A 25,660-nucleotide genomic window follows, 5' to 3' on the forward strand; every position below is an offset into this window, starting at 1 on the left:
CAGCATCGAGTCGTGGGGTTGGGGGTCGTGGCGCGTTACACCCGGCGGTCGAGGAAGTCCGCGAGCAACTCGAACGCCCGGGTTTTCTGTTCGATATCCGTCGAGCCGTGCCCTTCCGCGCCGAGTTCGGTGTACTCGAAGTCCTCGCCCGCGGTCAGTCCACGCTCTTCGAGAGCGTCACGGAACAGCCGCGCCTGGGAGATGGGACAGCGCGGGTCGTTAACGCCGTGGATAATGTGGATTGGGTCTTCTAGATTCTCGACGTGGTTGATTGCAGACCGCTCCCGGTACCGCTCAGCGTTCTCTTCGGGGTCGCCGAGCATGTCTTCGAGAATCGACTTGAAGTGTGGCATCGACTCCTCGTAGAGCACCTGGAGATCGCTCATGCCGACGTGTGCGACGCCTGCGGCCCACGGCTCGGGATACATCGTCAGCTGACAGTATGCGGAGTAACCGCCGTAGGAGATGCCGAAAATCGCGATGCGGTCGGGGTCGACCGAATCACGGTCGGCCAGCCACTCCGCGCCCCGCTTGATGTCGACCTGTTCCATCCCGCCCCAGTCCTCGCGGATGCGGTTGCGGAACTCGCGCCCGCGACCTGTCGACCCGCGGTAGTTCGGGGCCAACACAGTGTACCCTTCGCTGACCAGGAACTGCAGATAGAGATTGAATCCCCGCTCGGTCTGTGCGGTCGGCCCGCCGTGTGGGTAGACGACCGCGGGGCCCGGTTCCTCGCGTGCCTCGTAGAGCAGGGCACCAATCTCCAGGCCGTCTTCGGACTCGTAGGTGACGTACTCGGGTTCGACGAACAGCGACGGGTCGACGCCGTCGTACTCCGGTTCGATGACCGTCTCGACGGTGTCTTCGGCGAGGTCGTACCGAAGCAGCGACTGCCGCTCGGTGCCCGATTGGTTCGTCAGCAGGACGGTCCTCTCGTCGACGAACCCGCCGTCGGAGCCGCTGATACCAGTCGCGACACCGGTCGGTACGTCGAGTTCTCGGCTCTCGCCGGTAGCGAGGTCGTAGACGACCGGAACTGTCGCCGCGTCGCGTGTACGCAAGGCCAGCGCCCGCTGTCCGTCAGGCGAAACCGCTGTCGGTCGCTCGACGCCGTCGCCATCGCTGAGCCAGCGGAGGCTGCCATCGCTGCGGTCGTAGACGCCGACACGGCCGAGGTCAGGCGTGTCGTCGCCGACGAGCAGGCGCTCGCCGTCCGGGAACCAGTCGCCAACGCCGGCCGTGGCACCGGTCTCGCCGACCTCAAGGTTCACCGGCTCACCGCCGTCGGTGTCGACGACGAATACGTCGAGATTCTCCGGGTCGTCCGACTCGTTTGTCGCGTACGCGACCTCTGTCCCGTCGGGCGAGAGTGCCCCGGCGACGTGGTTGACGCGGTCCTCGTGTTCGGTCAGCTGGGTCGTCCCGCCGTCGAGATCGAAGCGGTGGAGATTCATCTGGCCCGCGTGGGTCGACGCACAGACGAGGAACTCCCCGTCGGGGTCGACCGCCATCAGATGGGTCTGGCCGTCTGTCTCGATGACCGGCTCGGTGGAACCGTCGCGCTCGATTGCGTGGATGTCGTTCTGTTCGTCGCCATCCTGGTCGCGGTGGAAGTAGAGGTGACTGCCGTCGGCGGCCCACTCTATACCACCGCTGAGGTTCGTCGGGACGTTCCCGTCGCTCCACTGGGTCCACTCGCCGTCGGCAAGCGAGAGGGTATAGAGCTCCATCCGACCGCTCGTGTCGTGGAAGAAGGCGAGTTCGCGGCCGTCTGGTGAGAGCGTCGGCGCGTAAAACGACGGCAGGCTTGCGAGTGTCTCCGGCTCGATTGCAACGTCGTGAATCGTATCTCCGTGTGTCATAGTGTAGTGTCCGTCGGGGTGGTGCACGCCGTCGGTGAGGCGGTGCCGATATCTCGTCGCGTCAGTCGAGGATGTACGTCAGGTCCTCGCCCGGGCCGCCCGGGGGAACGGAGGCTTCCGCGGGCAGGCCGTCCGACCAGCAGGTCCACCATCTGTCGCTGCCGGCTTCTGGACCTTGTTTGCAGTCCTGAATCTCGCCGCCGACCGGTCGCCCAGCAAAGATGACGCGGTATGTCGACACGTGTGGCTCCTCCTCGTCTTCAACGACGTGGTCGACATCTCTGAGAACGTCGACGCCGTCGAGAGCGATAGAGACGCCAGTTACCGCCTCTACCTCCTCTCGTGCGGCCGCCGCCCAGTCTTGGCCGGGTTCGACGGTACCGTGTGGGAGTATCGCGATTTCGTGCTCGTCGTTTTGCATGAGAAGCAGCTCGTCGTTACTGTTTCTGACCGCGACGACGACGTGCCCGTCGTTGTCTATTCCGCAGTGGTCTCGTGTCTCGTGTTCCTGGGTGGTCTCCGTTACGGTGATGTCCTCGCGCTCTCGCAGGGTGGCTGGGTCTTCAAGTGTGAGTGCGCCTTCGGCGGTCGCCTCTGGAGGGGCATAGTGTGTGTCTCCTGTCATATTGTCCGTCGACACTGCATTCGCTCGTGGTCACGTCTCGGTACGGCCGGATATTCAGCCTGCTTCCGGGAGTAATTGGTAGCGGAGAATTGCTATTAAAACTTGTGAAAAAAGTTTAAATTACTCTCTACTTACATCTTCGGGTTCCATACTTAAAAATGTGTCGGCATCTCAGACGAACGTCCTGTTTGATGCCACGGCACGGGAGACGCATTCGAGTGTCATTTAAGTAGATGGCTCCGCAAGGTGCCAATCAACCATTGATTTCACGCACTAACGATGTCTGAACAGAGTGAAGATAGCAGTGTGGGGACGGGGCAAGACGCAGCCGCGGGGCTCCGGGGGTGGCTCTCGCGGGCTGCGAGAATGTTGACCGGGTCGACCGTGACACTCACCGAATACGACCCGGCACGTCACGACCCGCTGGTTCGATTCGACGGCCTTCCGGGGTACGAGGAGGTCGACCGCTACTGGGTCAACGTCCCGTTTACGTTTATCTCGATAAACTACGACCCCGAGGAGACGAAACACTACTACCACGTCGTCGAGCCGACGCTGACCGAGATGGAGAGTGACCTCCTCGACCGACTGTTTGAAGACATTCGCGGGCCGCTGTTGTACCGGGACGCGGTTGCAGATGACCCGGAGCAGGCCCTCCGAGAGGAACTGGAGGCTAGACTGGAGGAGTATGGCGTCCAGATAACCGACGAGATGTTCTACCGTCTCTTCTATTACCTCCACCGTTCGTTCCAGGGGTACGGCAAGCTCGACCCGCTGATGAACGACCCGCACATCGAGGACATCTCCTGTGACGGGCCGGATCTGCCCATCTTCGTTTATCACGACGAGTACACCGACATCGAGACGAGCGTGAGCTACGAGTCTCAGGAGCTTGCGAACTTCGTCATCCAGCTCGCCCAGCAGTCGGGCCGACACGTCTCGGTCTCGGACCCCGTAGTTTCGACGACGCTGCCCGACGGGTCACGTATCGAGTTGGCGCTCGGGGAGGAGGTGACCCCGAAGGGATCAGCATTTACGATTCGGAAGTACGCCGACGAACCGTTCACGCCAATCGACCTGATGAACTACGGCACGGTCGACGACGAGATTCTGGCGTTCATGTGGCTCGCCATCGAGAGCAACCGGTCGCTAATTTTCGCCGGCGGGACTGCCGCCGGGAAGACCACCTCGATGAACGCTATCTCGATGTTCCTGCCGCCACGCTCGAAGGTCATCACCATCGAGGACACCCGCGAACTCTCCCTGTATCACGACAACTGGCTGTCCTCGGTCACCCGCGAGCGTATGGGTGACGCTGACATCACAATGTACGACCTGTTGCGCTCGGCGCTGCGCCACCGGCCGGAGTACATCATCGTCGGCGAGGTCCGTGGCGAGGAGGCTATCACCCTGTTCCAGGCGATGAACACCGGCCACACGACGTTCTCGACGATGCACGCCGACTCGGTCCAGACGGTCATCAATCGGCTGGAAAACGAGCCGATCAACGTCCCTCGTCCGATGGTCACGTCGCTCGACATTCTGTGGGTCCAGGTGCTCGGCCGGTCCGGCGGGGAACGGGTCCGCCGTGCAAAGACCGTCGCCGAAATCGAGGGAATCGACCAGCGGACGGGCGAGCTCGACTACTCGAACACCTACGCCTGGGACTCTCAGACCGACGAGTTCAGAGACCAGGGCTCGGAGTTGCTCGAAGAGATTCGCGAAGAGCGGGGCTGGAGCGAGTCAGAGCTGCTGGGTGAGCTCCGAAACCGCCGGAGATTCCTCCGGTATCTGCAGGACAACGGCGTGACCGACTACCGGCGGTTCACGGCGATGGTCAACAAGTATTACGCTGACCCCGAGGAGGTCATGGAGCGTATCGAGAACGAGACGGCCGAAGTGGAGGGCTAAGATGAAACGCCACGACCGTCCGCTTGACGCCAGCACGGCCGTACCGGGAGGTCAATCGTGAACCCGGTCTGGCTGTTTCCGCCACTGGTGGTGGTCGTCTCGCTGTCTGCCTACGTCGGCGGAAAGCTCAGCCCCCAAATCGAGGGGACGCTCAACCGGATTGCACGCGTGTTGTTCGGCCGATTCGTCTCGGTGAACGAACAGCGAGAGAACCGCATTCAGTCGGCCTTTATCGAGACGAGCTACCGCACGTACGCGGCAAAGACGTACCTCTACGCCGTGATTGGTCTCATCGCTGGCGGGATTGCTGGCGCGTACGCACTGGCGGGAGTCCTGGCGGTGCTCGAACCCATCGTTCAACTGCTGGCCGGGCTTCCACGGACGATTACGACACCGCTCGGCATCACGCCGGACTGGGAGTACGAGCTGGCAAGCCAGACTCGCTGGCTGGTTCTGCTGGGCGGTGGAGCGGTCTCCGGGCTGCTCACGGGAACGCTTGCCTACGTCTTCAGGTGGCAACTGCCCGCCAGCGACGCCGAGGTTCGCCGACGGGCAATCGACGAGGGGCTCCCGCGGACGACGGCGTTCATGTTCGCGCTCTCGCGCGGCGGGATGGAGTTCGCACAGATTCTCCAGATTCTCACCGACAACCGCGAGGTCTACGGCGAGACGGCCTCGGAGTTCTCTGTCGCCTCCCGCGAGATGAATCTCTTCGGGACCGACATGATATCGGCGATGCGTCGGATGGCCGAGCGGACGCCAAGCGAGCAGTTCAAGACCTTCTCGGAGAATCTCAGCAGCATCCTCCAGAGCGGCCGAGAGCTCCCGGGCTTTCTCGAGGAACAGTACGAGCGCTTCCGCGAGGACGCTGAGGAACGCCAGGAAGAGATTCTGGATGTCCTCGCCACGATAGCCGAGGGATACGTCACCGTCCTCGTTGCGGGGGTGTTGTTCCTCATCACCATCTTGCTCGTCTTCGGGCTGACGACGACCGATACGCTGTGGATACTCAAGATAATGGTCTACCTGCTGGTTCCGCTTGCGAACGCAGGGTTCGCCGTTTTCCTCCAGCAGAAACTCGACCAGCTCGGGGTGGCGAGACGCAGTGGGGGGTCGGTTCTGAGCAAGCTCTCGACCTCGACGCCGATCGCGCCAGAGCCAAACCGTGCCGTTCGACAGCCAGACGGCGGCTACGACGAGGAACGCGAGCTGGACAACCGACGGATGCTCGACCTCTACGACCAGGTCCGCGGGCTGAAGGCGGCGCTCGGGAGTCCCCTTCGGGTCTTCCTGCGAAACCCGGCTAAGCTGCTCTGGGTTACCGTCCCGATTGCGCTGGTGGCCTTTTTTCTCAGACTGCCCTCGGCGCTCCAGGCTGACGGCATCGCAATCCGGATCCTGGACGACCTGGTCGTCCAGTCGGTGTTGTTCGTGCTTGGCACCTATGCCATCGTCCGCGAGGTGTATAAGCGCCGAATCGACCGTATCGAGGCCGCCACTCCGGAGATGCTCGAACGTCTCGCGAGCCTCAACGAGGCCGGGATGTCCGTCGTCGAGGGGTTCCAGCGGGTCAGAGGGAGCGACCTCGGCGTGCTCACGCCCGAGGTCGAGCGTATCTGGCGAGACATCGAGTTCGGTGCGAACATCGACGACGCCCTCATCCGGTTCGGTCGTCGGGTTCGGACGACAGCTATCACCCGCGTCGTGACGCTGTTGACGAACGCGATGCGAGCCAGCGGTGAGATGGGGCCGGTGCTCCGAATCGCCTCCGAACAGGCCCGCGCCGAGGTGAAGCTTCGCCGCCAGCGCCGCCAGCAGATGTTCACGTATCTGGTCGTCATCTACGTCTCGTTTGCTGTCTTCCTGGTCATCATCCTGGCCGTCAACGAGGTGCTCGTCCCCAGCCTGCCCGATAACGTCGCACTTCCGGAAGGTGACCAGCTGAATAGACTCGGGGCCAGTCCCGATGCCTTCGCCCGCTTCGGTGAGGTAGACAAGGCTGCCTACACGCTCGTGTTCTTCCATGCCGCAATCGTCCAGGCCGTCGCTGCGGGGTTTATCGCCGGGCAACTCGGCGAGGGCTCGCTTCGTGACGGCGTCAAACACGCCGCCATCATGCTTGGTATCGCGTACGTGGCGGTGCTCCTCCTCACCTCACCAGTAGCCTCCATCTCGGCGCTCGACACCACCAGCGACGGCGAATCCGTGTTTCTGGACTCAGCGTCACTCTCTGAGGGCGGCTACGTCGCAGTTTACGGGGGTGATAGCCTCGATGACGACGAGGTGGAGCTACTCGGCTACACAGAGTACCTCTCGGCTGGCAGCCACAGCGATGTATTCGTACCGTTACAGGAGGGAACAATCACCCAGGACCAGACGGTCCTTGTCGTCGCTCATCGGGAGACGAACGGGAACGAACAGTTCGACTTCGCGCTGCCGTATCGGTCCGGTGAGAGTCAGGCCGACGGTCCCTACCAGGGGCTGTCGGACCGCAGCACGCCCGGCGTCGAGGTCGACGTGACCTACATCGGTGACCCGGAAGAGGAGTAACAGAGTGAACCGGTAGATTTGGGTGTCCTCGGTCCTCAGATCCGGCTGTGAACACCGAAAACAGCCCCAGTGTCACCTACCAGGAGACCGATACCGAACGCCTGCTGACGTTCACACACGACGGCCGCGAGGCGACTGTCGCACAGAACATCGAGGGGTACGCCATGCTGAAGGTGCGTGACGATGCGGGGGACGAACTGGAGCGGTACTACGGGTTCGATATGGCGCTCGACCACGCCGCGGAGTTACTCGGCGTCTCTCCCCACGACCTGCCTGTCCCCGAGGAAGCCGACGATATGGGGATGTAGTCAGTCCAGGCGACGCTCGAAGACGAGGCCGACTGTCGTTCCATCCCGTTCGAGTGTCTCGCTGAGCCGCCACCCCTCGCTCGCGTGTTCGTTGATCACCGACTCGATGTTGTTCATCTTGTTACTTCGTGTCTGGGTGGCGTGTGTCGTGTAGACGAACTTCTGGTCTGTCACACCTGCTAGAGGGAGCGCCGACTGAAAACCCCTGGCCCGGTAGCTTTAACAGCGAACTCGCCGACTCCCAGATATGGAGACCCGGGCAGAGTTTTGGCGCATCTACCGGGAGTCGCTGCCGGTCCTGCTCGTCGCACTCCTCGGCGGGCTGTTCTCTGGACTCGTCCTCGACGCGCTGGTCGGGGCCGCCGAACGCTTTCCCGGACTTCTGGTGATGGTCCCGGTGTTTCTTGCCACCCGCGGCAACGTCTACGGGGCCCTCGGCGGACGCGTCGCAAGCGGCCTCCATCAGGGCCTTATCGACCCCACCTTCGAGCGCGACGACCGACTCGTCAACGCCGTCATCGCTTCCTTCGTCAACGGCATCGGTCTCTCTCTCGTCATCGGTGTTATCACCTGGGTCGCTCTCCTGTTGCTCGGCTGGGAACACGCCCGCCTGATTGAGTTCGTCCTCATCATGTTCATCGCCGCGTTGCTGACCTCCGGAGTGATGATTTTCGGACTGCTTGCCCTGCTGTTTGCCGGTTTCAAGCGCGGATACGACCCCGACAACCTCGTCGGCCCGATTGTCACGACACTCGGTGATGTCTTCGGGATGCTTTTTCTGTTTTTCTCTGTCTGGCTCGTGAGCGTGGTGATTCCATGAGTCGAGGGGTGCAATCCTGATGGTCGGCACATCCGGCACCGGGGAAAGCTGGCGCTGGCAGACAATCGTCAGGACCATGTTCCCGATGTTGCTGGTGCTCGTGGTCATCGTCCTCTTTGCGGGTATCCGCCTCGAAGAAGCAGAGGTGCTGCTCGAACGGTATCCGATTCTCTCGGTGATGGTGCCGACGATGGTCGCGATGGGCGGCAACCTTGGTGCTATCCTGAGCGCCCGGCTCACCACCCGATTCCACCTCGGAACGACGACACTCGACCCGCGTGACCGCGTGCTCTGGGCGAACGTGCTTGCGATTCTCGCGCTTGCAGCGACGCTGTTTACCGCTCTCGCTGCGGGAGCCGCTGTACTTGGGCTGTTTATCGACTCGCAGGCAGGGATTCCCCAGCTGTTTGCCATCTCGCTTCTCAGCGGCTTCTCGCTTGCGCTCATTGCGATTGCCTTCAGCTTCGGAACCACCTACGCTTCCTACCGGCTGGGTATCGACCCCGACGACACCACAATCCCAATCGTGACCAACGTCGTCGACGTGTTCGGGATGGTCATCTTTCTTGGCGTGTCCAGGCTTATCCTGGGATAGCAAGCGCTTGAAGGACAGACCAGGGCGTCGGGAGCGTGCCGATCAAAGTCAACACCGCCGCCGGGAACCAGTAGAACGCGACGAACCGGGGCGTCAGCTCCCCGTTTGCGTACAGGTACAGCGCAAGAAGGACAAAGGGCACGAGGAGAACGGTCCAGACGGCAATGGTGCGCTGTATCTCACCCACCATACGAAGGGATAGTTCCCGCGGCAAAATGAATCTCCCGACTCCAATCCCAGGCCGGTGTCTGTCACCTCCGGAATTCACTCAGCCCCGGACTGTCGCGACCAGCTTCTCGGTCGCGTTCCAGGTTCCCCGAGCGATGAGCCTGTCTCCGGCATCGACCTGCTCTTCCCCGTCCGGGTAGAACACCCATTCGTCGTTCGACCGGCGGATGGCGATAACCGAAACGCCGGGGTTGGCCTCGAGCACGCCGGCGACGGTCTTGCCGGCGAGTTCGCTGTCGCGGTGTACCTCTACCCGGCGGACAGCCACGTCGCTTTCACGGACCGACTCGGTGATCACGGGGTGTGTGTCGATATCTCTGAGGATACCCTCGGTGATTTCGAGCGCGGCGTCGCTTATCAGCTCGGTACTGCTGGCGAGATGGAGGAGTCCACGGAGCCGCACCGGCTGGTCGACCTCCGTCGCGGCCTGGAGAATCCACGCTTCCAGACGCGACTGGAGGCTGTCGACCTCGACCTCCAGGGCGTGGACCTCCTGTGCGAGGTCGGTGTCGTCAAGCAGGACACTCGCGTATGCCAGGTCGACAGACAGCTCGCTGACGTTTTTCATCAACACGATGGTGTCGACCGCCCGCCGCAGGTCGGTGATGTCTGACTCGCTTTCCTCGGGCTGCTCGTAGGGAGTGCCAGTCGCCGTCTCGTACACCGTCGAGAGGTTGTACTCTGCACCACGGAGTAACAACACGTCGCCCGCATCCAGTCTCGTCTCTTGATTCGGTGTGAGCACCCACTCCTCCTCGTCGTGGACACCGATGACCCGAACGCCGGTCTCTGTTTCGAGGTCGATTTCGCCGAGCGTGCGTCCCTCGTAGGGAGACCCGTCGTCGACTGTCGCGCGGGCGAGCACTTCCATCGCATCTGGCAGAGCGGCACGTATCGACCCCGGGAGTTCCTCGTCGCCGAGAACCACGGTCGCGATGTCGCCGGCAGCCTCGCTGATTTTCTCTGCAGCGCCGATGATGCCAAGAACGGGCGCAAGCTGTTTCGAATCTGTCGTCGTGCGCGCAGCCATGAGCGTGTTCATCCGGGCCTGCATCTGGAGGACGTCCATCCGCGACTCCAGTTCGAGTACCTCGTCTGCCAGCGCGTCGCTGTTGTGTAACAGCGCCGAATACGCCAGGTCCACCATCAGTTCCGACACATCTTTCATCGAGACCAGCAGCTGTTTGACGCCGACGGGCTCGTACTCGACGGCAGCCGACTCGTCTCCGCCCTCGGCTGTGACCATGCCACCGTCTTCACTCGACAGCCGTTTCATTCTATCGGCGCTAAGGCAAACGCGAACTGGAGACGCCAGTTCTCCTAAGAGATGCTTTTATTTCCGTTGCACAGCGACTAGGATTAATGATATCTGACGAGAGTGACGGACGCGCGGCTTCTCCTATCGTCGGCAATATTCTACTAGTCGCGGTGGTGTTGATTGTCGGCAGCATCGTGGCCGTGGTTGGGTTGACGTTTCTCGATGGGTACGGAACACCGACTGCCGACGCGTCTTTCGAAATTGAGCAGTCACCTGCCGGTCTCGTCCTTCAGCCCAGGGCACTCGGGACGGATGTGGTAATCAAACTCGACGGCACGGAAATCGAACGAATCGACTCGGATAACGCAGGACAGACGGTCCTGGTACCGACCGTCCCCGGCAGCGAGATTGTTGTCGTCTCCCAAGACGAGGCGAACTCTGTCCTGCTCCGGGAGGAAGTCGATAGCCGCGAGGAACTCGGAGACTTCACCGCCTACTACACGTTCGAGCGGGGAGAGAATCCAGACGTGCTGGCCGATAGTTCCGGAAACGGAAACGAAGGAACACTCGAAGATGATAACGGCGGAAACGGTCCTCAGTGGGGTGGTTGCGGCCTCCAGTTCGACGGCAACGATGATTACGTCGATATCACAAATATCAGTGCGCCGGAAGACGTGACGGAGTTCACCGTGGCTGTCAAATACGTCCAGACCGGTAACACCGGCTCCAAATCTGTCAATCAGCTTATCGAACACCAGTTCGGCAGCGGCCAGGAGTGGTTCTTCGAGCTAAGTGGCCAAATCGACGAAAGCTACACCAGCAGCTACTCTATCGACTACGCCGTAGAGTACGCAAATCAGGTCGCCTCTTCGAGCGCAGTGTCGACGAACACCACTCATGTCGTTGTCGGCACCTACGACGGAAGTAGCTACGACCTCTATGTCGACGGGGAGCGGGTCGACGGCGGAACACACTCCGAGGCTGTCGGAATGGGTGATATGCACCTCGGCCGTGACTTCGAGAACCCGAGTCAGTATCTTGACGGCGAAATCTGTGAACTCCGGCTCTACTACACGGCATTCGATTCGGGCCAGATTGAGCGAATCACGACCGCGATGGAGCCGTAACTCGGTCACACTCACCGTGTTCTGGCCGGGAGCTGTCAGAACATGCAGCTTCCGGAGCGTTTGCGGGGCTGTATTCGAAAAAGCCAAACGGGAACCGGTCAAACGTGTACCTATGAGCGCAGACCAGGAACAGCGAACGATACGGTGTCTGGTAGCCAAGGTTGGCCTGGACGGCCACGACCGCGGGGCACACGTCATCTCGCGGGCGTTCAGGGACGCAGGGTTCGAGGTAATCTACTCGGGACTCCATCGCGCTCCCGAAGAAATCGTTCAGGCAACGGTCCAAGAGGACGTTGACGTCCTCGGCATCTCGATTCTCTCGGGTGCACACGACACGCTCGTCCCCGAGATTATCGACGGTCTCGAAGAGTACGACGCCTTCGAGGACACGCTCGTCCTTGTTGGAGGAATTATTCCCGACGATGACGAGGAGGAACTCAAGGAACTCGGGGTTTCAGAGGTGTTCGGCCCCGGGGCGTCGATGGAGCAGATGGTCGAGTTCGTGCGAGAGAACACGCCAGAGAAAGAATGAGCGACCTGATCGACGAGTTGCTGGCGGGCAAACACCGCGCGCTCGCCCGCGTCATCACGAAAATAGAGGACCGTCGGAGCGGCCACCGCGACCTCGTCTCGCGCCTGCACGAACATACCGGCAACGCAGATGTTATCGGCGTCACCGGCTCGCCGGGCTCAGGGAAATCCACGCTTGTCGACAAGATGGCCGCGACCTACCGCGACCGCGGGCTGACCGTCGGTGTCATCGCCATCGACCCCTCCTCGCCGTTTACCGGCGGGGCAGTTCTCGGTGACCGGATCCGGATGGGGTCGAACATCGGCGACATGGACGTATTCTTCCGGTCGATGTCCGCGCGTGGCTCCCTTGGCGGACTGTCGACGGCGACGACAGACGCCGTCAAGGCACTGGATGCCTTTGGCAAGGACAAAATCATTATTGAGACCGTCGGCGCGGGACAAAACGAGATTGACATCGTCAAGACCGCCGACACCGTGATGGTGTTGGTCCCGCCCGGTAGCGGCGACGATGTCCAGATGCTCAAAGCCGGTATCCTCGAAATTGGCGACCTCTTCGTCGTCAACAAGGCCGACCTCGACGGCGCGAATCGGACCGTCCAAGAGCTGCGCGAGATGCTCGACTACAGCGATGGCGCAATCCTGCAGTCGGCCGGCCATCACGGCGCAGGCGCGATGGAGAGCGCTGATGGCCTGCAAATCGAGGCCGAATCCGAGGGCTGGGACCCCGAAATTATCGAAACAGTCGCCAAACGCGGCGAGGGCGTCGAGGAGGTGCTCGACACGCTCGAAACCCACGCCGACTATCTCGACAGCTCCGGCGAACGCGAACGCCAGGCTCGGACCCGCTACGCCGAAGAGATTCGGACGTTGGTCCGCGAGGACGTGAACGACCTGATGGCCGAGGAACTCGACCGCCGAGGTGGGATGGACGAGTACGTCGAGGATGTTCTCACCCGCGAGACCGACCCCTACACCGTCGCCGACGAGCTGGTCGGTCCGCTGGCCGACTGTGTGCGCGACCGGCGCAGAGACCACAGCAGCTAAGCACGCGGCCATTCTCTATTCGAGTATGAAGCTTCGCAACGTACTCGCAGCGGCCGCCGGCACGGTCGGCGGGACGGCACTCGCCAACAGGCTGCTCGCCTCTCGTGGAGAGGAGGTCGAGGGGCTGCTCGACGGCGACCAGGGGAGTTACCGTTGGCGCGGGTTCGACATCGCGTACGCCGAACTCGGCGACCCCGAAGACGACGACGTTCTCCTCTTTCACGGCATCAACGCGGCGACCTCGAACCACGAGTTCGCCGGTGTCGCCGAGGAACTCGCCGAACAGTACCACGTCATCGCGCCGGACCTGCCCGGATTCGGCCACTCCGACCGTCCCCCACTGCTGTACTCGGCGTCGCTGTATACCACGTTCGTCGCCGACGCAATCGAGGAACTTGCCGACCAGCCGCTGGTCGTGGCCTCTGGACTGACTGGAAGCTACGTCGCCGAGGCCGCCGAATCTGCCGATATCGACGAGCTCGTCCTCGCCTGCCCGACCGACTCCTCGATGGGCTCGCGCCAGGTGTGGCTTCGCGCGCTGGTGCGCTCGCCGGTGCTCGGCCAGGGGCTGTTTAACCTCATGGTCAGCAAGCGCGGCCTGTCGTACTTCCAGTCCGACCACGGCTACTACGACATGGACAACTACACTGAGGAGGTACGGGACTACGAGTGGCAGACCGCCCACCAGCCCGGCGCGCGATTCGCGCCGGCCTCGTTCGTCAGTGGCTTTCTGGACCCGGATACCGACCTCGCGGATACCCTCTCGGCGGTCGACGTACCGGTAACCCTCGTCTGGGGGCGCAACAGCGACATGCTCCCCCTCTCTCGGGGCCGCAGCCTCGCCGAGGCGGCTGACGCCGGTCTCGTTGTCTTCGACCGGGCGAAGCTGCTTCCCCACACCGAACATCCAGCGCAGTTCGCCGAGACGGTTACCGACGGGAAACGGGCCGTCCAGTAGTTCTCCGTTCCGGTGACCACAACTATCTTGCACTTGGCGTCCGCTTTGGTATGTGATGAGTGACGTAAGCGACCCCGTCGAGTCACTGCCGCCGGGACTAGCCGCGCTTTCTGATCCTGTCTTTCTTCTCGACCGGGCGGGGACGCTGCTCGATTTGAACGACGCCGCACGGGAGTTGTGCGATACATCCGGCGACACCGTTGGACGCTCTGTCTCCGAGTTGTTTGACAGCGGTGGCACCGACCTACAGCAGGCAGTCGCCCGGACGCTTGCGGGCTCGGACGAAACAGTCAGTGCGACAGTCGCTTGCGAAACACCACACAGCATCGAGCTATCGCTGTCTTCGTTGCCCGACCGGAACGGCTGTGTCGTCGGCGTTGGCCGCAAGCGAAGCCGTGAAACCCCCGCGCTCGAAAAGCGCGAACGGGCGCTTCGGCGCGCCTACGAGGTCATCACGACCGCAGAACCGCCGCTCGAATCGACCATCGACGGACTCCTAGAGGTCGTCCGCGAGACGCTCGGCACCGAGTTTGCAACGCTGTCGCGAATCGAAGACGGCGAGTACCATATCGAGGGACTGGTCGGTCCCGACGGCGTCTCCGCGGTGGAGCTTCCGAACGGCGAGACAGTCACAGAGGGAGATACGCTCCCCGTCGAGACGACCAACTGTGAACGCGTCGTCGCCACGGAACAGACGCTCTCGTTCGGAAACGTCGAGCGCGACGCGCCCGAGCTTGCAGAGCGGTCGGTCAACGCCGACATCGGCATCACAGCCTACGTCGGCGCTCCGGTGACAGTCGGAGAGGAACCCTACGGCACGTTCTGTTTCTACGACAGGGACTCCCGAAACGAGGGATTCTCCGAGTGGGAAGTGACCTTCGTCGAGTTACTCAGCAACTGGGTGAGCAACCAGCTCGAACGCGAGGAGCTGATGGAACGGCGGCGCGACCGCCAGCTCCAGTCGCTGCTCGAACAGTCCTCAGACAGGCTCAGCGTGCTCGACGACGAGTGGAACTACACATTCGTCAGCTCGGCGGCCACGGAGATGACCGGCCACGACACCGACGATTTGCTCGGCACATCCGAGCTCGACTACGTCCATCCCGACGACCGCGACACGGTCGAGGCGACGCTCGAAGATATCCTCGACAATCCGGGTGAGACGTACACCTTCGAGTACCGTATCGAAACGGCCGAGGATGACCTTCGGTGGGTCGAGGCACGGGCGACCAACAAGCTCGAAGACCCGACTATCGAGGGAATCGTCATCAACGCCAGGGATATCACCGACCGAAAGCGCCGCGAACAGCAACTCCAGGAGGAGCAGGCTTTCACCGAGAGTATCTTCGAAGCACTCCCCGATGTTCTGTATGCCTTTGACGAACACGGCACGTTTCTCCGCTGGAACGACCGGTTTTCGACGGTCACCGGCTACGACGACGAGGAGATTGCGTCGATGCAACCGGTTGAGTTCATCGCGGCGCAGGACAAAGCCGACGTCGCCGAGGCGATTTCGACGGTCTTCGTCAACGACGAACCGGTGACGGTCGAGGCCGACTTCGTCACGAAAGACGGCGAGCGCATTCCCTACGAGTTCACCGGCGCACGAATGAGCGATGAGAGCGGTAAGACACTCGGACTCGTCGGCATCGGGCGAGACATCTCCGAGCGAAAGGAACAGCAGCGCCGGTTCGAGGCGGTGTTCAACAACACCTACCAGTTCACCGGACTGATGGACCCGGACGGAACACTGCTCGAAGCGAACAAGGCTGCCGTCGAGTTCGGCGGGCTCACCCGGTCGGATGTCATCGGAACCAAGCTCTGGAACGTCTACTGGTTCCAGGTCAGTGACGAGGCCCGGGAGGTTGCCCGCGAGGCCGTCGAGACGGCTCAGTCCGGCGACTTCTACCGCAAACAGGTGACCGTCCAGGGCGAGACCGGGACCGAAATCATCGATTTCTCGGTCCGGCCGGTCGTCAGCGAGGACGGAGAGGTATCTCTGCTCATTCCCGAGGGTCGTCAGATAACCGCACTCAAACGCCGCGAACGTCATCTGGGCGTCCTCCATCGATTCCTGCGGCACAACCTCCGGAACAAGATGACAGTCATCAACGGCACCGCAAGTCTCTTGGCTGACGAACTTGCGGACTCGGACCTCAGCAAACACGTGACACAGATAGAGGGCGCGGCCAGTGAGCTGCTCGAGTTGAGCGAGACAGCGAACGAACTCTCCCGGACCGTCATCGAGGCCGAGACCGACCTCGGTCCGGTCGATCTGAGTGGGTCACTCGACCGGGTCGTCTCGGAGTACCCAGAGGCGACAATCGAGGTCCCCGACACTGACCAGATGGTCGTGGCCGACTGGCGACTCGACAACGTCTTCGAGCAACTCATCGAGAACGCGCTCGAACACACAGAGGCGACGGCTCCGACGGTCGAGATCACAGTCGACGCGACCGCTGAACAGGTCGCTGTCAACGTCATCGACGACGGGCCGGGTATCCCAGAGACAGAGCTGACAGGGATTGTCAACAACGACCAGCAGACCCAGCTGACACACGGCTCCGGGTTCGGACTCTGGCTGGTCCGGTCCGTGCTCGACGAGTACGGCGGGACACTGACCTACGAGCAGGCGCCCAGTGGCGGCAGTATCTTCACCGTTGAGCTGCCTGCTGTATCGGACCAGTAGCCGCTATTTCGGGGCAGGCTCTGCCGCTTCGAAGAGCTTGTTCACTTCTTCGGAATCCAGCTCCGACAGCAGCTCTTTGCCTGCTGATTTCAGCTCATCGCGTCGATCAAGGAGGGCGGCATACTCCTCGCTCTCGTCGAGACGCTGGTGTGGTTTTTCGGCCTCTAGCGTCGCAATTTTCCGGCTGATACTGTAGAACTCGGTCAGGCGCGTGTCGAACTGTTCGAGGCTAACCAGCTTCTCGACGACCTCTCGAAGCTCGACCTGGTCGATTGGTTTCGAGACGTAGTCGTCAAACGGCATGTCGGCGATGTCGAAGTCAGGGTCGACTGCCGTGACCAGCGCGACCTTGCAGTGGTACTCGCTGGCTCTGATACGGTCGAGAACCTCCTCGCCCGAGAGCCCCGGCATATGTCGGTCGAGTAAGACGACATCGACGCTATTGTCCATCCGTTCGAGCCCGTCTTCGCCGCTTGTCTCGGTTAGCACGTCGTAGCTGTCGTCGAGCCAGAGGTCGAAGGCCTGGACGACCCGTGGCTCGTCGTCGATTGCGAGAATTACGGGGCTGTCGTCAGTTGTCATCGGATATCGACCTCGAACCGTCCCCCACCCTCGGCTCCTGTCGTCGCTTCGACACTCCAGCCGTGGGCGTGGACGATATCGTCGACGATACTCAAGCCGAGACCGGTGTTCGTCGTATCGGTGCTGTAGCCGTGTTCGAACAGTTCCTCCGGGTCTTCGTCACCGAATCCTGGCCCGTTGTCCTCGACAAAAAATCCTGCCTCCTCAAGTGGACCGACTCGGACTGTCACTTCGGGTCCAGCGTGTTCTATCGCGTTCCGGAACAGGTTCTCGAACAGCGTTTTCAGGCGTTCCGGGTCCGTCGATACCGTCGGGAGGTCGTCTTCGGTCTGGAGGGTGGCCTCTTCGACGCTCGCAATCGCCCAGGCCTCGCTGACAACCGTATCGAGGTCGGCCTCTTCGGTCTCACCGACGGTCTGTCCCTGCTTGGCGAGTGACAGCACGTCACCGATGAGTTCGTCCATCCGGTCGAAGATATCATCCAGTTCATCGAGCGCCTCTTCGTCGCCAGCCTTGGCGACCGCGAGCGTCGCTCGGGCCGTCTGCAGCGGGTTTCGCAGGTCGTGTGAGACGATACTCGCAAACTCTTCGAGGCGCTCGTTCTGGCGTTCGAGTGTCCTCTCGTATTCGACTCGCTCTGTGATGTCACGCATGATACCCGAGAATATGCGCTCGCCGTCATAGCTGTGTTCCTCGAAGGTAATCGAGAGTGGAACCTCGTGGCCGTCTTTGTGTTGTGCCGGCAGTTCGATATTGTTCCAGTCGAGTCCACGCTCGCCAGTCTCCAGGTAGTCGTCGACCGCGCCGAAGTGGTCGGCCTGGAATCGTTCGGGCATCAACATCGTGAGCTTCTCGCCGACCAGTTCCTCGGGTTCGTAACCGAAGACCCGTTTGACCGACTGATTCGCGTAGAGAATCGTGCTGCTCTGGTCGATGGAAACAATCGCGTCAGACCCGTTTTCGACAAGTGACCGGAAAAACTCGGTGTGCTGGATCGGTGCGTCGAGGTCGCCGGTAGAGATACCCGGCTCACCCGACGAGTTGGACGATGCCATTGCCGTAGTATTGGTATCGAGATACTAATAGGCGCGGGCATGTATCTGATATGTTATCTTTCGGCGGCTCCTGCCACCCGGTGACGCGTGATAGCGCTCTCACAGCCCGAATATCGGGACGAAGCTGAACGTGAGAAACGAGCCCGCGGTCGCGAGAAACGGGACGACATTCTGCATGAGAACGACCCTGGCGGTCGTCGAGGGGTCGAACAGCTCACTCGCGGCCGGAATGTCTTCCGTTTCTTCCTCACCGATAGAGGGGAGCTCTTCGCCACCTTCGTCAGCAGTGAGTGCACCGACAGAGGCCGCCGGCACGTCTTCGCTCGGAATGTCGCTGACTCTGGTCGTCCGCGTGGCACGACCCCAGCCGAGGCCGATGATGCTCATCGTCGCGATGATGACGAAACTCGCGGGGATGCCGATTGCCGAGAGCAACGTGACGATGGTCGCACTGACCGAGGCCACGACGATAGATGCCGTCAGCGGGAGCGACGTCAGGTCGTTCCCAAGCGTGTCGAGCGTCCGGCGGCCGATAGTGAACGCACCGATACCGACGGCGACAGAGCCGATGATGATTCCCCGGTTTATTTCGAGGTCGTTGCTCCCCACGAGCGGTGCAATAGCGTTTGCGATGTTCGACGTTCCAGACGAGAATGCCATCAGACAGCCGATGAGTACAACCGTCGCGGTGCCGATGAACTCTCGACGCGTCGTGTTCGGGCCGGGTACAACCCACGGAATCGGGCCTGTCCTGTCGAGCTCTATCAGCGGCCCGTCGCTCTGGACGAGTGCGACACGGCGGTTGAGCCGCGCATAAAAATACCTCCCGATGACACCGGACACCCAGAACGCGATAATCGGTGCGACGACCCACCAGGTCATGATCTGGCCCATCACCGTCCAGTTCAGTTCCCCGGCCGCCAGCGCGAGCCCGGCAATCGCGCCGACCGCCGTCATCGATGTCGAGGCCGGTACCCCTGCTCTGTTGCCGATAAACAGCGCACCGCCGATAAAGAAGAGAACCGTTACGTTCGTCTGCAGCGTGAAAATTGTTGTCGCATAGACCAGTTCCTCGCCGAGTGTGTCGACGACACGGCGGCCGATGGTGAATGCACCGACGAAGAAAAATGCGGCAAAGAGGCCGGCAGCTGACGCCTTCGAGAGTGCGTCTGCCCCGACTGCTGGGCCAAACGCCGGGCCGGTCGTCGATCCACCGATATTGTATCCCACAAACATGACGACCAGGATTCCAAGCCCGAGTAGAATGTCGCTCACAGCCGGATAAACTGGAGGCTCGTAATTAAACGTACCGAGGTGCCGTTCCTACCCTGAGCCCGTCTGACGTCTGACGGACTCTTGGCTGACAGAGGACAGACAGGGCACAACACCTTTGGGGGTTCCAACGGGACAGTCAACAATGACTGGACTGGGTGACTTCCTCGACGATCTCGTCGACAACATCGCCGCTGTCCTGCTGTTCACACAGGACAGTTCGATGTACGAGCGCTTTGCGGAGGCGGATATTGCGACGGTTGTCGTGGCAAACGACAACGCTGTCGACGCCGAACGGTACGTTTCTCTCCCACTCGAATTCACCGATGTGGAGGAGCGTATCCGGTTTGGACTGGAGGGCGCACTCGACAAGGAGTTCGTCGACGGCGGTGACGATATTGCCTGTCTCACCCAGTCATTCGACGAGAACGACCTGGATACGGTCGTCCGCATCCGCGCCGATGAGTTCACCAGAACCGGACTCTACGACCTGTTCACGAACTCTCGACCGGACGCAGATGTGGTTCGGGATGTGCTGGAGGTGGCAATCGAACTCGGCAAGAAAGGCCAGAAGGGCAAACCAGTCGGTGCGCTCTTTGTCGTCGGGGACGCCGGCAAGGTGATGAACAAATCCCGACCGCTCTCGTACAACCCCTTCGAGAAGTCACACGTCCACGTTGGAGACCCTATCGTCAACGTGATGCTCAAGGAGTTCTCCCGGCTTGACGGTGCATTCGTCATCTCCGACGGCGGCAAGATAGTCTCTGCGTACCGCTATCTCGAACCGGATGCGGAGGGCATCGATATCCCGAAGGGCCTCGGAACGAGACACATGGCCGCTGCCGGAACCACGCGTGACACGAACGCGATTGCGGTCGTCCTCTCCGAGAGCGACGGGATGGTCCGTGCGTTCAAAGCGGGTGAAATCGTCCTCGAACTCGACCCGGAGGAGTACTAGATGACATCGAACGCCGCTGACCTCGTCAGGGATATATTTTCGACGGAGACCGCCGTTACGTTAGCTGTCGGCATCCTAATTATCGGCCTCGTCGTCTCCTATCTGGTCTGGCGCTGGACCCACAGAGTGTTCGAACGGACCGGTATCAACGACGCAGTAGAGGGCACCTCCTTCGAGCGGACTGCACAGGGTATGGGAACGTCGACTGCCGGTATCCTCGGCCAGATTCTGGCGGTTTTCGTCTACGTGCTGACAGCTATTTTCGCGTTCAACGTGGCCCAGATTTTCGATACGGCGCTGTTCTGGACGCGCGTCACGAATTACCTCCCACGGCTGTTTATCGCCTTGGTCGCGATTATCGTCGGGCTGCTCGCCGGTGAGAAAGGCCAGCTGCTGGTCCAAGAACGACTCCAGTCAATCAAACTCCCCGAGGTCGCTATCATCCCGATTCTCGTGAAATACAGCATCTACTACATTGCGGGCCTCATCGCGCTCGCACAGCTCGGTGTGGCAACTGCGGCGTTACTCGTTCTGTTGGGGGCATACGCCTTCGGCCTCGTCTTCCTGGGCGGCCTTGCGTTCAAAGACCTGCTCGCGGCCGCGGCCGCCGGTATCTATCTGCTGTTGAACGAACCGTACAGCATCGGCGACGAGGTCCGCATCGAGGGGACTCGTGGGATCGTCCAAGAGGTGGATATGTTCGTCACACACGTCGAGGCCGACGGCAAGGAGTACATCCTCCCCAATCAACAGATTCTCCGGGACGGGGTCGTCCGAATCCGGGAGTAACTCCGGCAGCTGTCTGACGGAGATAAAAAGAGAGTGTCGTGTTAGCTCGACTGTTCGTCAGTTTCCGAGTCGGTCACCGTCTCCGTCGTCGTCTCCGTCGTCGTCGGCTCTTCGTCAAGGTCCATGTAGTCGTCGTCTTCGTCGCTGAAGTCGGCTTCAGGGTCGACTGCCTCTTCCATCTCTTCGAGTTCCTGCTCGACCTGCTGGCGACCTTTCTGGAACTCACCCATCGCCTGACCGGTCGAGCGGGCGAGCTTCGGAATCTTGTTTGCCCCGAACAGGAGCACCGCGATCAGTAGGATGACGACCATCTCCATGCCGCCGGGCACTGGGCCGAACAGCGGTACGAGTGTACTTGCCATTTCTACCTTCACGTTGCCTACTGCCGATTATAGTCTTTTTGCTCTGTTGAGCCTACTGAGAACGCTGTCTCAGACGCAGAATTATCCGATTATCGGGCGACAGGAAAGCTCTTACGAGCGTTTGGGGCCCTGTTGAACCTCTCATCGCTTTCAGGCCACACCGAGTCACAACGGACTTGAGCCGACAGGTGCAATCGGGTGGTATGGTTTCAGCAGGTGACGATGCGCCAGATTTCACCGCACCGCTTGCAAACGGCGACACAGAACTCCTGACGCTCTCGGACCGACTCGACGACGCCCCCGTCGTGCTCGCCTTCTTCCCGGGCGCGTTCACGAGCGTCTGCAGCCACGAAATGAGCACGTTCGAGGACCGCCTCGACGCTCTGACCGAGCACGGCGCGACGCTGTTCGGCGTCAGCATCGACACACCCTTCTCGCTCAACGAGTTCCGCGACGAACTCGGGCTCTCTTTCGGGCTGATCAGCGACACGAACCGCGACCTCGTCAACGACTACGATGTGGCGACCGACTTCGCGGACATCGGTGTCGAAGATATCGCCGAACGGGCCGTCTTCGTCATCGACGGCTCCGGAACGGTGACCTACGCCTGGGTCGGCGAGAACGCGGGCGTCGAGCCCGATTACGACGAGGTCGAAGCCGCTGTCGAAGACGCCGTGGCAAACTGAGTCGCCCTAGACAGGTTTGACTTGCTTTCTCTCGCGTCGCCGGAGCGAGGTGTTTATTTTTCGGGCCGTCGACCCACTGGTATGGAGATTAAATCCCGACATCACCTTCGCTCGGACGCGATCAGCGAGATAGAGGAGGCTCTGGCAACAAATCTGGGTGTCGACCTCTCGGCGGAGGCCGTTGAGAAAGTCGAGTTGACCGACGACACATGGGACGTCGTACTCGTCGACGGCGAACCACACGTCCTCTACCTGGACGGCGAGCCGTTCCTGACAGTCGACGGCGCGAATGCCCACGAGCCGACCAGCCACATCGTCACCGTCGACACCGGGGCCATCCAGTTCGTCTCCGACGGTGCTGACGTGATGCGTCCAGGCATCGTTGAGGCCGACGCGGACATCGAGGAAGGCGATTTTGTTGTCATCAACGAGGAGGCACACAGCAAGTTCCTCGCGGTCGGCAGAGCCCTGGTCGACGGCGACGAGATGGCCGGCCAGGAGGGACGGGTCGTCGACTCCATCCACCACGTCGGTGACGACCTCTACGAGTTCTCCCCGTGAGTCGCGTCGGTCGTGCTTATCTGAGAAATAGTAACGAGAACTGCCGCACGCTTTCTCAGCGGTCAGTACAGTGGACAGATGTACTGCAACGAATTGGGGCCTCTCTGTATTCTATCAGAAAGCCGGTGCAAGATACAGAGCATCTACTCAGCACGGGAGGACCGCTGTTTGCCACAACAACTCGACTGAGTTGAACGTTAGATAGCTCACGCGTACATTTCGACTTTTTGTAACGCTCGCATCGTTGGACGAGTGACACGCAAGTCGTTCGTTCGATCCGCGAGATTCGGCGCGTCAGCGCTTCTCGCTCGCAAAAAATCGACCGAACGGACTCCTCGAGCAAGCTTGTAACCACATACAGAAAGCATTGCATTCTCCAAAGACTATAAATAACGGATACGTGATGTGTTATTCATGCGTAATTATCGGACCGAACAAACCAGTGATTACGATGACTGAAATCCCACAACCGATCATCGGTATCATAGCGCTTGCCGGGCTTGTCCTCGGTGCGTATGTCACCTACGAGGCATTGGGGTACCTACAGAGTGGCTGGACCATCTGGCAGAGCGACCCAATCAATGCAGGTGACATCGAGTACGAGGACGGTGTCGTCGAGGTTCAAGGGAAGGTCGAGCAACTCGAAGACGAGTTGCTCACCACGGAGTACACCGACACGCCGGCGGTTGCCCACGAGTACGAACTCCAGGTGCACGAGGATAACCGGACCGGCGACGAAGGGCCGGAATGGAAAACCACCGAGAGCGGTACAGAGGTACAACCGTTCTACGTGACTGACGAGACCGGGAGTGTCGCCGTCGATCCAGACGGGGCGCACGTCTCGCTTGACACGGAGAAGATCTCGGGAGGCTCGGAAATAGATATCGGACCAGTGGACGCCTCGACGAGCAAGAAGTACGAGGGACTACTGGCACCTGGGGATCACGTACACGTCTTCGGCCAGAAGCGTCACGCCCAGGGAGACAGTCCGGACAATGGACGATTCTACATCGGTGACGGTGGTGAGACAGACACGTTCTCCGTCTCCGATACGACGGAAACCCGGACGGTCGTGCGGTACATTGGCGGTGGCCTCGTCTCATTAATACTGGGTCTGGCTGCACTCGTAATGGGTGGTTTCCTGGCGCTCGTGCTGCTCGGCCAACTCGAATTTTCTGATGTCGGCTTACAGCTGACCGCCTCTCTGGCATAGCCAGGTCTGCAACAAGTGGCCGACTGCCTTGTCCTCTCTATTCAGTGTCAGCGTGTCATAGAATAGTCCGCTGTTGTCTGTCTATTCGTAGTCAGCGCCACCGAGACCCTCGTCTCCGTTCTCACAGCAGTCGCGTGTTCCACACCCGATTACAATGATGCTGTCTCAGTATCCAAAACAGAACAGTTCCTCTCTAATGGTTATATCCTCCGTGCACCGGGTGCACGGACTTCTGAATCTGTCCCGGCTTACAATTGACATCCTCCTCCGCCTGAAGGCGGAGGAATCCCAAGCGTTGGGATATTAGGGTTTGCAGCCTTCCCGTTCTCTCGGTGTGAACCGTCCGCTCTCGCGGTCAAACAGGAAGACTCCGGGCTGTGCCAACCAGCCGTTACTCATATCCCCAGTCGGGGGACTCTGAGTTATCTTTCGCCGGATGTTTACCGCACCGTTCACATCTGCGTTCATCGTCGTCTCGCACGACTCGCAGACATACAGACCTCGCTCCACGCGGTTGCTGTCTCGGATTTGCCCGCAACACGAACACGTCTTACTCGTGTTTTCCTCGTCCACACGGTCAACAAGGATTCCGTGTTCCTCGGCCTTGTATTCGAGCAGATTTGTGAACCGATCAAACTCCCACCCGTGGAGTTTCTTGTTGCCCGACGTACCCCAGTCCCGCGAGTCGCCGTTCTCATCCTCGCGGATGTCGCTAAGATCGCCAACTACGATCTTTTCCACGCCTTCTACTACACACCGTTGTACGATATGTTTTGAGAGCGTGTGGAGAATGTGGTCTTTGCGCCGGGAGAGTTTCCTGCGGGCTTTCCGCGCACGCTTTGACGGCCCGTTTTTGCCCTCTGTCTGGTATTCTTCGCGGGTGAAGTAGTGCTTGTCCTCTTTCAGTACGTTCCCCGGATACAGCTCCGAAGGGCCGTCTTCGTAATCAATTGCGAGGTAGTTGCTGATGCCGAGGTCGATTCCCGCTGTGTTGTCACCGGGCGCATCATCAACTGGAATCTCTTTCTTACAGACGAGGTGGAATGCCCATTCCTCACCGTTCCAGACGGCACGCACCTGCTGGATGTTCTCCACTTGTACGTCGGGTCGGGTTTCGTACTCTGCGAGGATGAAGTCCGACCGTCCGTCTTTCAGATTCCAACCTTTCGAGAGGCGAAGTTGGCTGTGCTTGTCATCGTGTTTGATGCCCTTCTGCTTCCATGTCACGGTGGAGCGTGGGTGTCGGTCGCCATGTTTCCGATAGCCAGGTGGGTTGTTGCCGTCGTTGGAATTGTACCAGCCGTTGAACGCTTCAGCAAGTTCTTCGAGAACTCGCTGACTTGACTGAGAATGCAGGTCACTGTAGCGTTCGTGGTCTTTTAGTTCCGATTTCAACTCGGCTTCGTCGGGTATCTCGCTGTCGTCGTCCCACCGGCCTTGGATGTAGTAGCGTCCGACATTCCACAGTTTGGATGCGGAGAACCCGCACTGGTTGAGGTCGTCACGGACCTGACTGTGGTTCGTGATGCGTGCGACATAGGTACGGGTCGTCTCCAGCATCGTGCTGTGTTCATAACTAGTTATGTATTATAGGATATTAAAATTCATGATTGTCGTGGAATATCCAGCTCTGTCGGTATCGGTGGAACATGTCACTGAGTGACGGCGCGTAT

25 protein-coding genes are annotated in these 25,660 nt (G+C 60.6%); 15 read left to right on the forward strand and 10 right to left on the reverse strand.

Going from position 1 to position 25,660, the window contains the following annotated elements:
• Window positions 1-35: 35 nt before the first annotated feature.
• Window positions 36-1,862, reverse strand: a complete 1,827-nt coding sequence (locus tag OSC37_RS15560; RefSeq protein WP_267162349.1) for a S9 family peptidase — start codon at window positions 1,860-1,862, stop codon at window positions 36-38.
• Window positions 1,863-1,923: 61 nt separating this feature from the next.
• Complete coding sequence (locus OSC37_RS15565; protein WP_267162350.1) at window positions 1,924-2,487, reverse strand: NUDIX domain-containing protein; 564 nt, start codon at window positions 2,485-2,487, stop codon at window positions 1,924-1,926.
• A 279-nt stretch (window positions 2,488-2,766) separates the two neighbouring features.
• Here OSC37_RS15565 and OSC37_RS15570 point away from each other — a divergent pair, with 279 nt between their 5' ends.
• Genes OSC37_RS15570 through OSC37_RS15580 form a run of 3 tightly spaced genes read left to right on the forward strand, consistent with a single transcriptional unit; the run spans window position 2,767 to window position 7,256 of the window.
• Window positions 2,767-4,398, forward strand: a complete 1,632-nt coding sequence (locus OSC37_RS15570; RefSeq protein WP_267162351.1) for a type II/IV secretion system ATPase subunit — start codon at window positions 2,767-2,769, stop codon at window positions 4,396-4,398.
• A gap of 57 nt (window positions 4,399-4,455) precedes the next feature.
• Window positions 4,456-6,948: a type II secretion system F family protein gene (locus OSC37_RS15575; RefSeq protein WP_267162352.1), complete on the forward strand. Its 2,493-nt coding sequence runs from the start codon at window positions 4,456-4,458 to the stop codon at window positions 6,946-6,948.
• Between the two features lie 47 nt (window positions 6,949-6,995).
• On the forward strand, window positions 6,996-7,256 hold the full coding sequence (locus OSC37_RS15580) for a DUF7111 family protein (RefSeq protein ID WP_267162353.1): 261 nt from the start codon (window positions 6,996-6,998) through the stop codon (window positions 7,254-7,256).
• Here OSC37_RS15580 and OSC37_RS15585 read toward each other — a convergent pair whose 3' ends face one another.
• Window positions 7,257-7,430 carry a DUF4177 domain-containing protein gene (locus OSC37_RS15585; protein WP_267162354.1) on the reverse strand — a complete coding sequence of 58 codons (174 nt, stop codon included), beginning with the start codon at window positions 7,428-7,430 and terminating at the stop codon, window positions 7,257-7,259.
• A 73-nt stretch (window positions 7,431-7,503) separates the two neighbouring features.
• Here OSC37_RS15585 and OSC37_RS15590 point away from each other — a divergent pair, with 73 nt between their 5' ends.
• Together OSC37_RS15590 and OSC37_RS15595 are read left to right on the forward strand one after the other, a co-directional pair.
• Window positions 7,504-8,076, forward strand: a complete 573-nt coding sequence (locus tag OSC37_RS15590; RefSeq protein ID WP_267162355.1) for a magnesium transporter — start codon at window positions 7,504-7,506, stop codon at window positions 8,074-8,076.
• A 19-nt stretch (window positions 8,077-8,095) separates the two neighbouring features.
• Window positions 8,096-8,671 (forward strand): magnesium transporter, encoded by a 576-nt coding sequence (locus OSC37_RS15595; RefSeq protein WP_267162356.1) that lies wholly within the window; start codon window positions 8,096-8,098, stop codon window positions 8,669-8,671.
• Here the strand turns inward: OSC37_RS15595 and OSC37_RS15600 are convergent.
• Together OSC37_RS15600 and OSC37_RS15605 are read right to left on the reverse strand one after the other, a co-directional pair.
• A complete protein-coding gene (locus OSC37_RS15600; RefSeq protein ID WP_267162357.1) occupies window positions 8,658-8,861 on the reverse strand; it encodes a hypothetical protein in 204 nt (67 codons plus the stop codon). The two genes, OSC37_RS15595 and OSC37_RS15600, sit on opposite strands and share 14 nt — an antisense overlap.
• 78 nt (window positions 8,862-8,939) lie before the next feature.
• Complete coding sequence (locus tag OSC37_RS15605) at window positions 8,940-10,145, reverse strand: potassium channel family protein (RefSeq protein WP_267164207.1); 1,206 nt, start codon at window positions 10,143-10,145, stop codon at window positions 8,940-8,942.
• 116 nt (window positions 10,146-10,261) lie between these two features.
• Here OSC37_RS15605 and OSC37_RS15610 point away from each other — a divergent pair, with 116 nt between their 5' ends.
• The 5 genes from OSC37_RS15610 (at window position 10,262) to OSC37_RS15630 (ending at window position 16,509) form a co-directional block, all read left to right on the forward strand.
• Window positions 10,262-11,284 carry a LamG domain-containing protein gene (locus OSC37_RS15610; protein ID WP_267162358.1) on the forward strand — a complete coding sequence of 341 codons (1,023 nt, stop codon included), beginning with the start codon at window positions 10,262-10,264 and terminating at the stop codon, window positions 11,282-11,284.
• Between the two features lie 112 nt (window positions 11,285-11,396).
• Window positions 11,397-11,816, forward strand: a complete 420-nt coding sequence (locus tag OSC37_RS15615) for a cobalamin B12-binding domain-containing protein (RefSeq protein ID WP_267162359.1) — start codon at window positions 11,397-11,399, stop codon at window positions 11,814-11,816.
• The gene (meaB, locus tag OSC37_RS15620; protein WP_267162360.1) at window positions 11,813-12,862 is read left to right on the forward strand and encodes a methylmalonyl Co-A mutase-associated GTPase MeaB; all 1,050 of its coding nucleotides are present in this window, start codon (window positions 11,813-11,815) and stop codon (window positions 12,860-12,862) included. The genes OSC37_RS15615 and meaB overlap by 4 nt, the downstream gene beginning before the upstream one ends.
• A gap of 25 nt (window positions 12,863-12,887) precedes the next feature.
• Window positions 12,888-13,820: an alpha/beta fold hydrolase gene (locus tag OSC37_RS15625; protein ID WP_267162361.1), complete on the forward strand. Its 933-nt coding sequence runs from the start codon at window positions 12,888-12,890 to the stop codon at window positions 13,818-13,820.
• A gap of 55 nt (window positions 13,821-13,875) precedes the next feature.
• Entirely contained in the window at window positions 13,876-16,509 is a 2,634-nt protein-coding gene (locus tag OSC37_RS15630) for a PAS domain S-box protein (protein ID WP_267162362.1), read from the forward strand.
• 3 nt (window positions 16,510-16,512) lie between these two features.
• Here OSC37_RS15630 and OSC37_RS15635 read toward each other — a convergent pair whose 3' ends face one another.
• The 3 genes from OSC37_RS15635 to OSC37_RS15645 all read right to left on the reverse strand — a co-directional run bounded on the left by OSC37_RS15635 (window position 16,513) and on the right by OSC37_RS15645 (window position 19,382).
• The gene (locus tag OSC37_RS15635) at window positions 16,513-17,091 is read right to left on the reverse strand and encodes a response regulator (RefSeq protein WP_267162363.1); all 579 of its coding nucleotides are present in this window, start codon (window positions 17,089-17,091) and stop codon (window positions 16,513-16,515) included.
• Window positions 17,088-18,146 (reverse strand): two-component system sensor histidine kinase NtrB, encoded by a 1,059-nt coding sequence (locus tag OSC37_RS15640; RefSeq protein WP_267162364.1) that lies wholly within the window; start codon window positions 18,144-18,146, stop codon window positions 17,088-17,090. The genes OSC37_RS15635 and OSC37_RS15640 overlap by 4 nt, the downstream gene beginning before the upstream one ends.
• Before the next feature lie 99 nt (window positions 18,147-18,245).
• Window positions 18,246-19,382, reverse strand: a complete 1,137-nt coding sequence (locus OSC37_RS15645; RefSeq protein ID WP_382186999.1) for an inorganic phosphate transporter — start codon at window positions 19,380-19,382, stop codon at window positions 18,246-18,248.
• 181 nt (window positions 19,383-19,563) lie between these two features.
• Here OSC37_RS15645 and dacZ point away from each other — a divergent pair, with 181 nt between their 5' ends.
• Together dacZ and OSC37_RS15655 are read left to right on the forward strand one after the other, a co-directional pair.
• Complete coding sequence (gene dacZ / locus OSC37_RS15650) at window positions 19,564-20,376, forward strand: diadenylate cyclase DacZ (RefSeq protein ID WP_267162366.1); 813 nt, start codon at window positions 19,564-19,566, stop codon at window positions 20,374-20,376.
• On the forward strand, window positions 20,377-21,165 hold the full coding sequence (locus OSC37_RS15655) for a mechanosensitive ion channel domain-containing protein (protein WP_267162367.1): 789 nt from the start codon (window positions 20,377-20,379) through the stop codon (window positions 21,163-21,165).
• A 41-nt stretch (window positions 21,166-21,206) separates the two neighbouring features.
• On the opposite strand, the gene OSC37_RS15660 is transcribed toward OSC37_RS15655, so the two are convergent.
• Complete coding sequence (locus tag OSC37_RS15660; RefSeq protein WP_267162368.1) at window positions 21,207-21,527, reverse strand: Sec-independent protein translocase subunit TatA/TatB; 321 nt, start codon at window positions 21,525-21,527, stop codon at window positions 21,207-21,209.
• 203 nt (window positions 21,528-21,730) lie between these two features.
• On the opposite strand from OSC37_RS15660, the gene OSC37_RS15665 reads away from it, so the two are divergent.
• The 3 genes from OSC37_RS15665 (at window position 21,731) to OSC37_RS15675 (ending at window position 23,987) form a co-directional block, all read left to right on the forward strand.
• Window positions 21,731-22,213, forward strand: coding sequence for a redoxin domain-containing protein (locus OSC37_RS15665; protein WP_267162369.1), 483 nt, complete (start codon window positions 21,731-21,733; stop codon window positions 22,211-22,213).
• Window positions 22,214-22,294: 81 nt separating this feature from the next.
• A complete protein-coding gene (locus OSC37_RS15670; protein ID WP_267162370.1) occupies window positions 22,295-22,774 on the forward strand; it encodes an RNA-binding protein in 480 nt (159 codons plus the stop codon).
• 451 nt (window positions 22,775-23,225) lie between these two features.
• A complete protein-coding gene (locus OSC37_RS15675; RefSeq protein ID WP_267162371.1) occupies window positions 23,226-23,987 on the forward strand; it encodes a GIDE domain-containing protein in 762 nt (253 codons plus the stop codon).
• A gap of 303 nt (window positions 23,988-24,290) precedes the next feature.
• On the opposite strand, the gene OSC37_RS15680 is transcribed toward OSC37_RS15675, so the two are convergent.
• Window positions 24,291-25,547 carry an RNA-guided endonuclease InsQ/TnpB family protein gene (locus OSC37_RS15680; protein ID WP_267162372.1) on the reverse strand — a complete coding sequence of 419 codons (1,257 nt, stop codon included), beginning with the start codon at window positions 25,545-25,547 and terminating at the stop codon, window positions 24,291-24,293.
• Window positions 25,548-25,660: the final 113 nt, after the last annotated feature.

The sequence above is a fragment of the Halovenus salina genome (genome assembly GCF_026410925.1).
GTDB lineage: Archaea > Halobacteriota > Halobacteria > Halobacteriales > Haloarculaceae > Halovenus > Halovenus salina.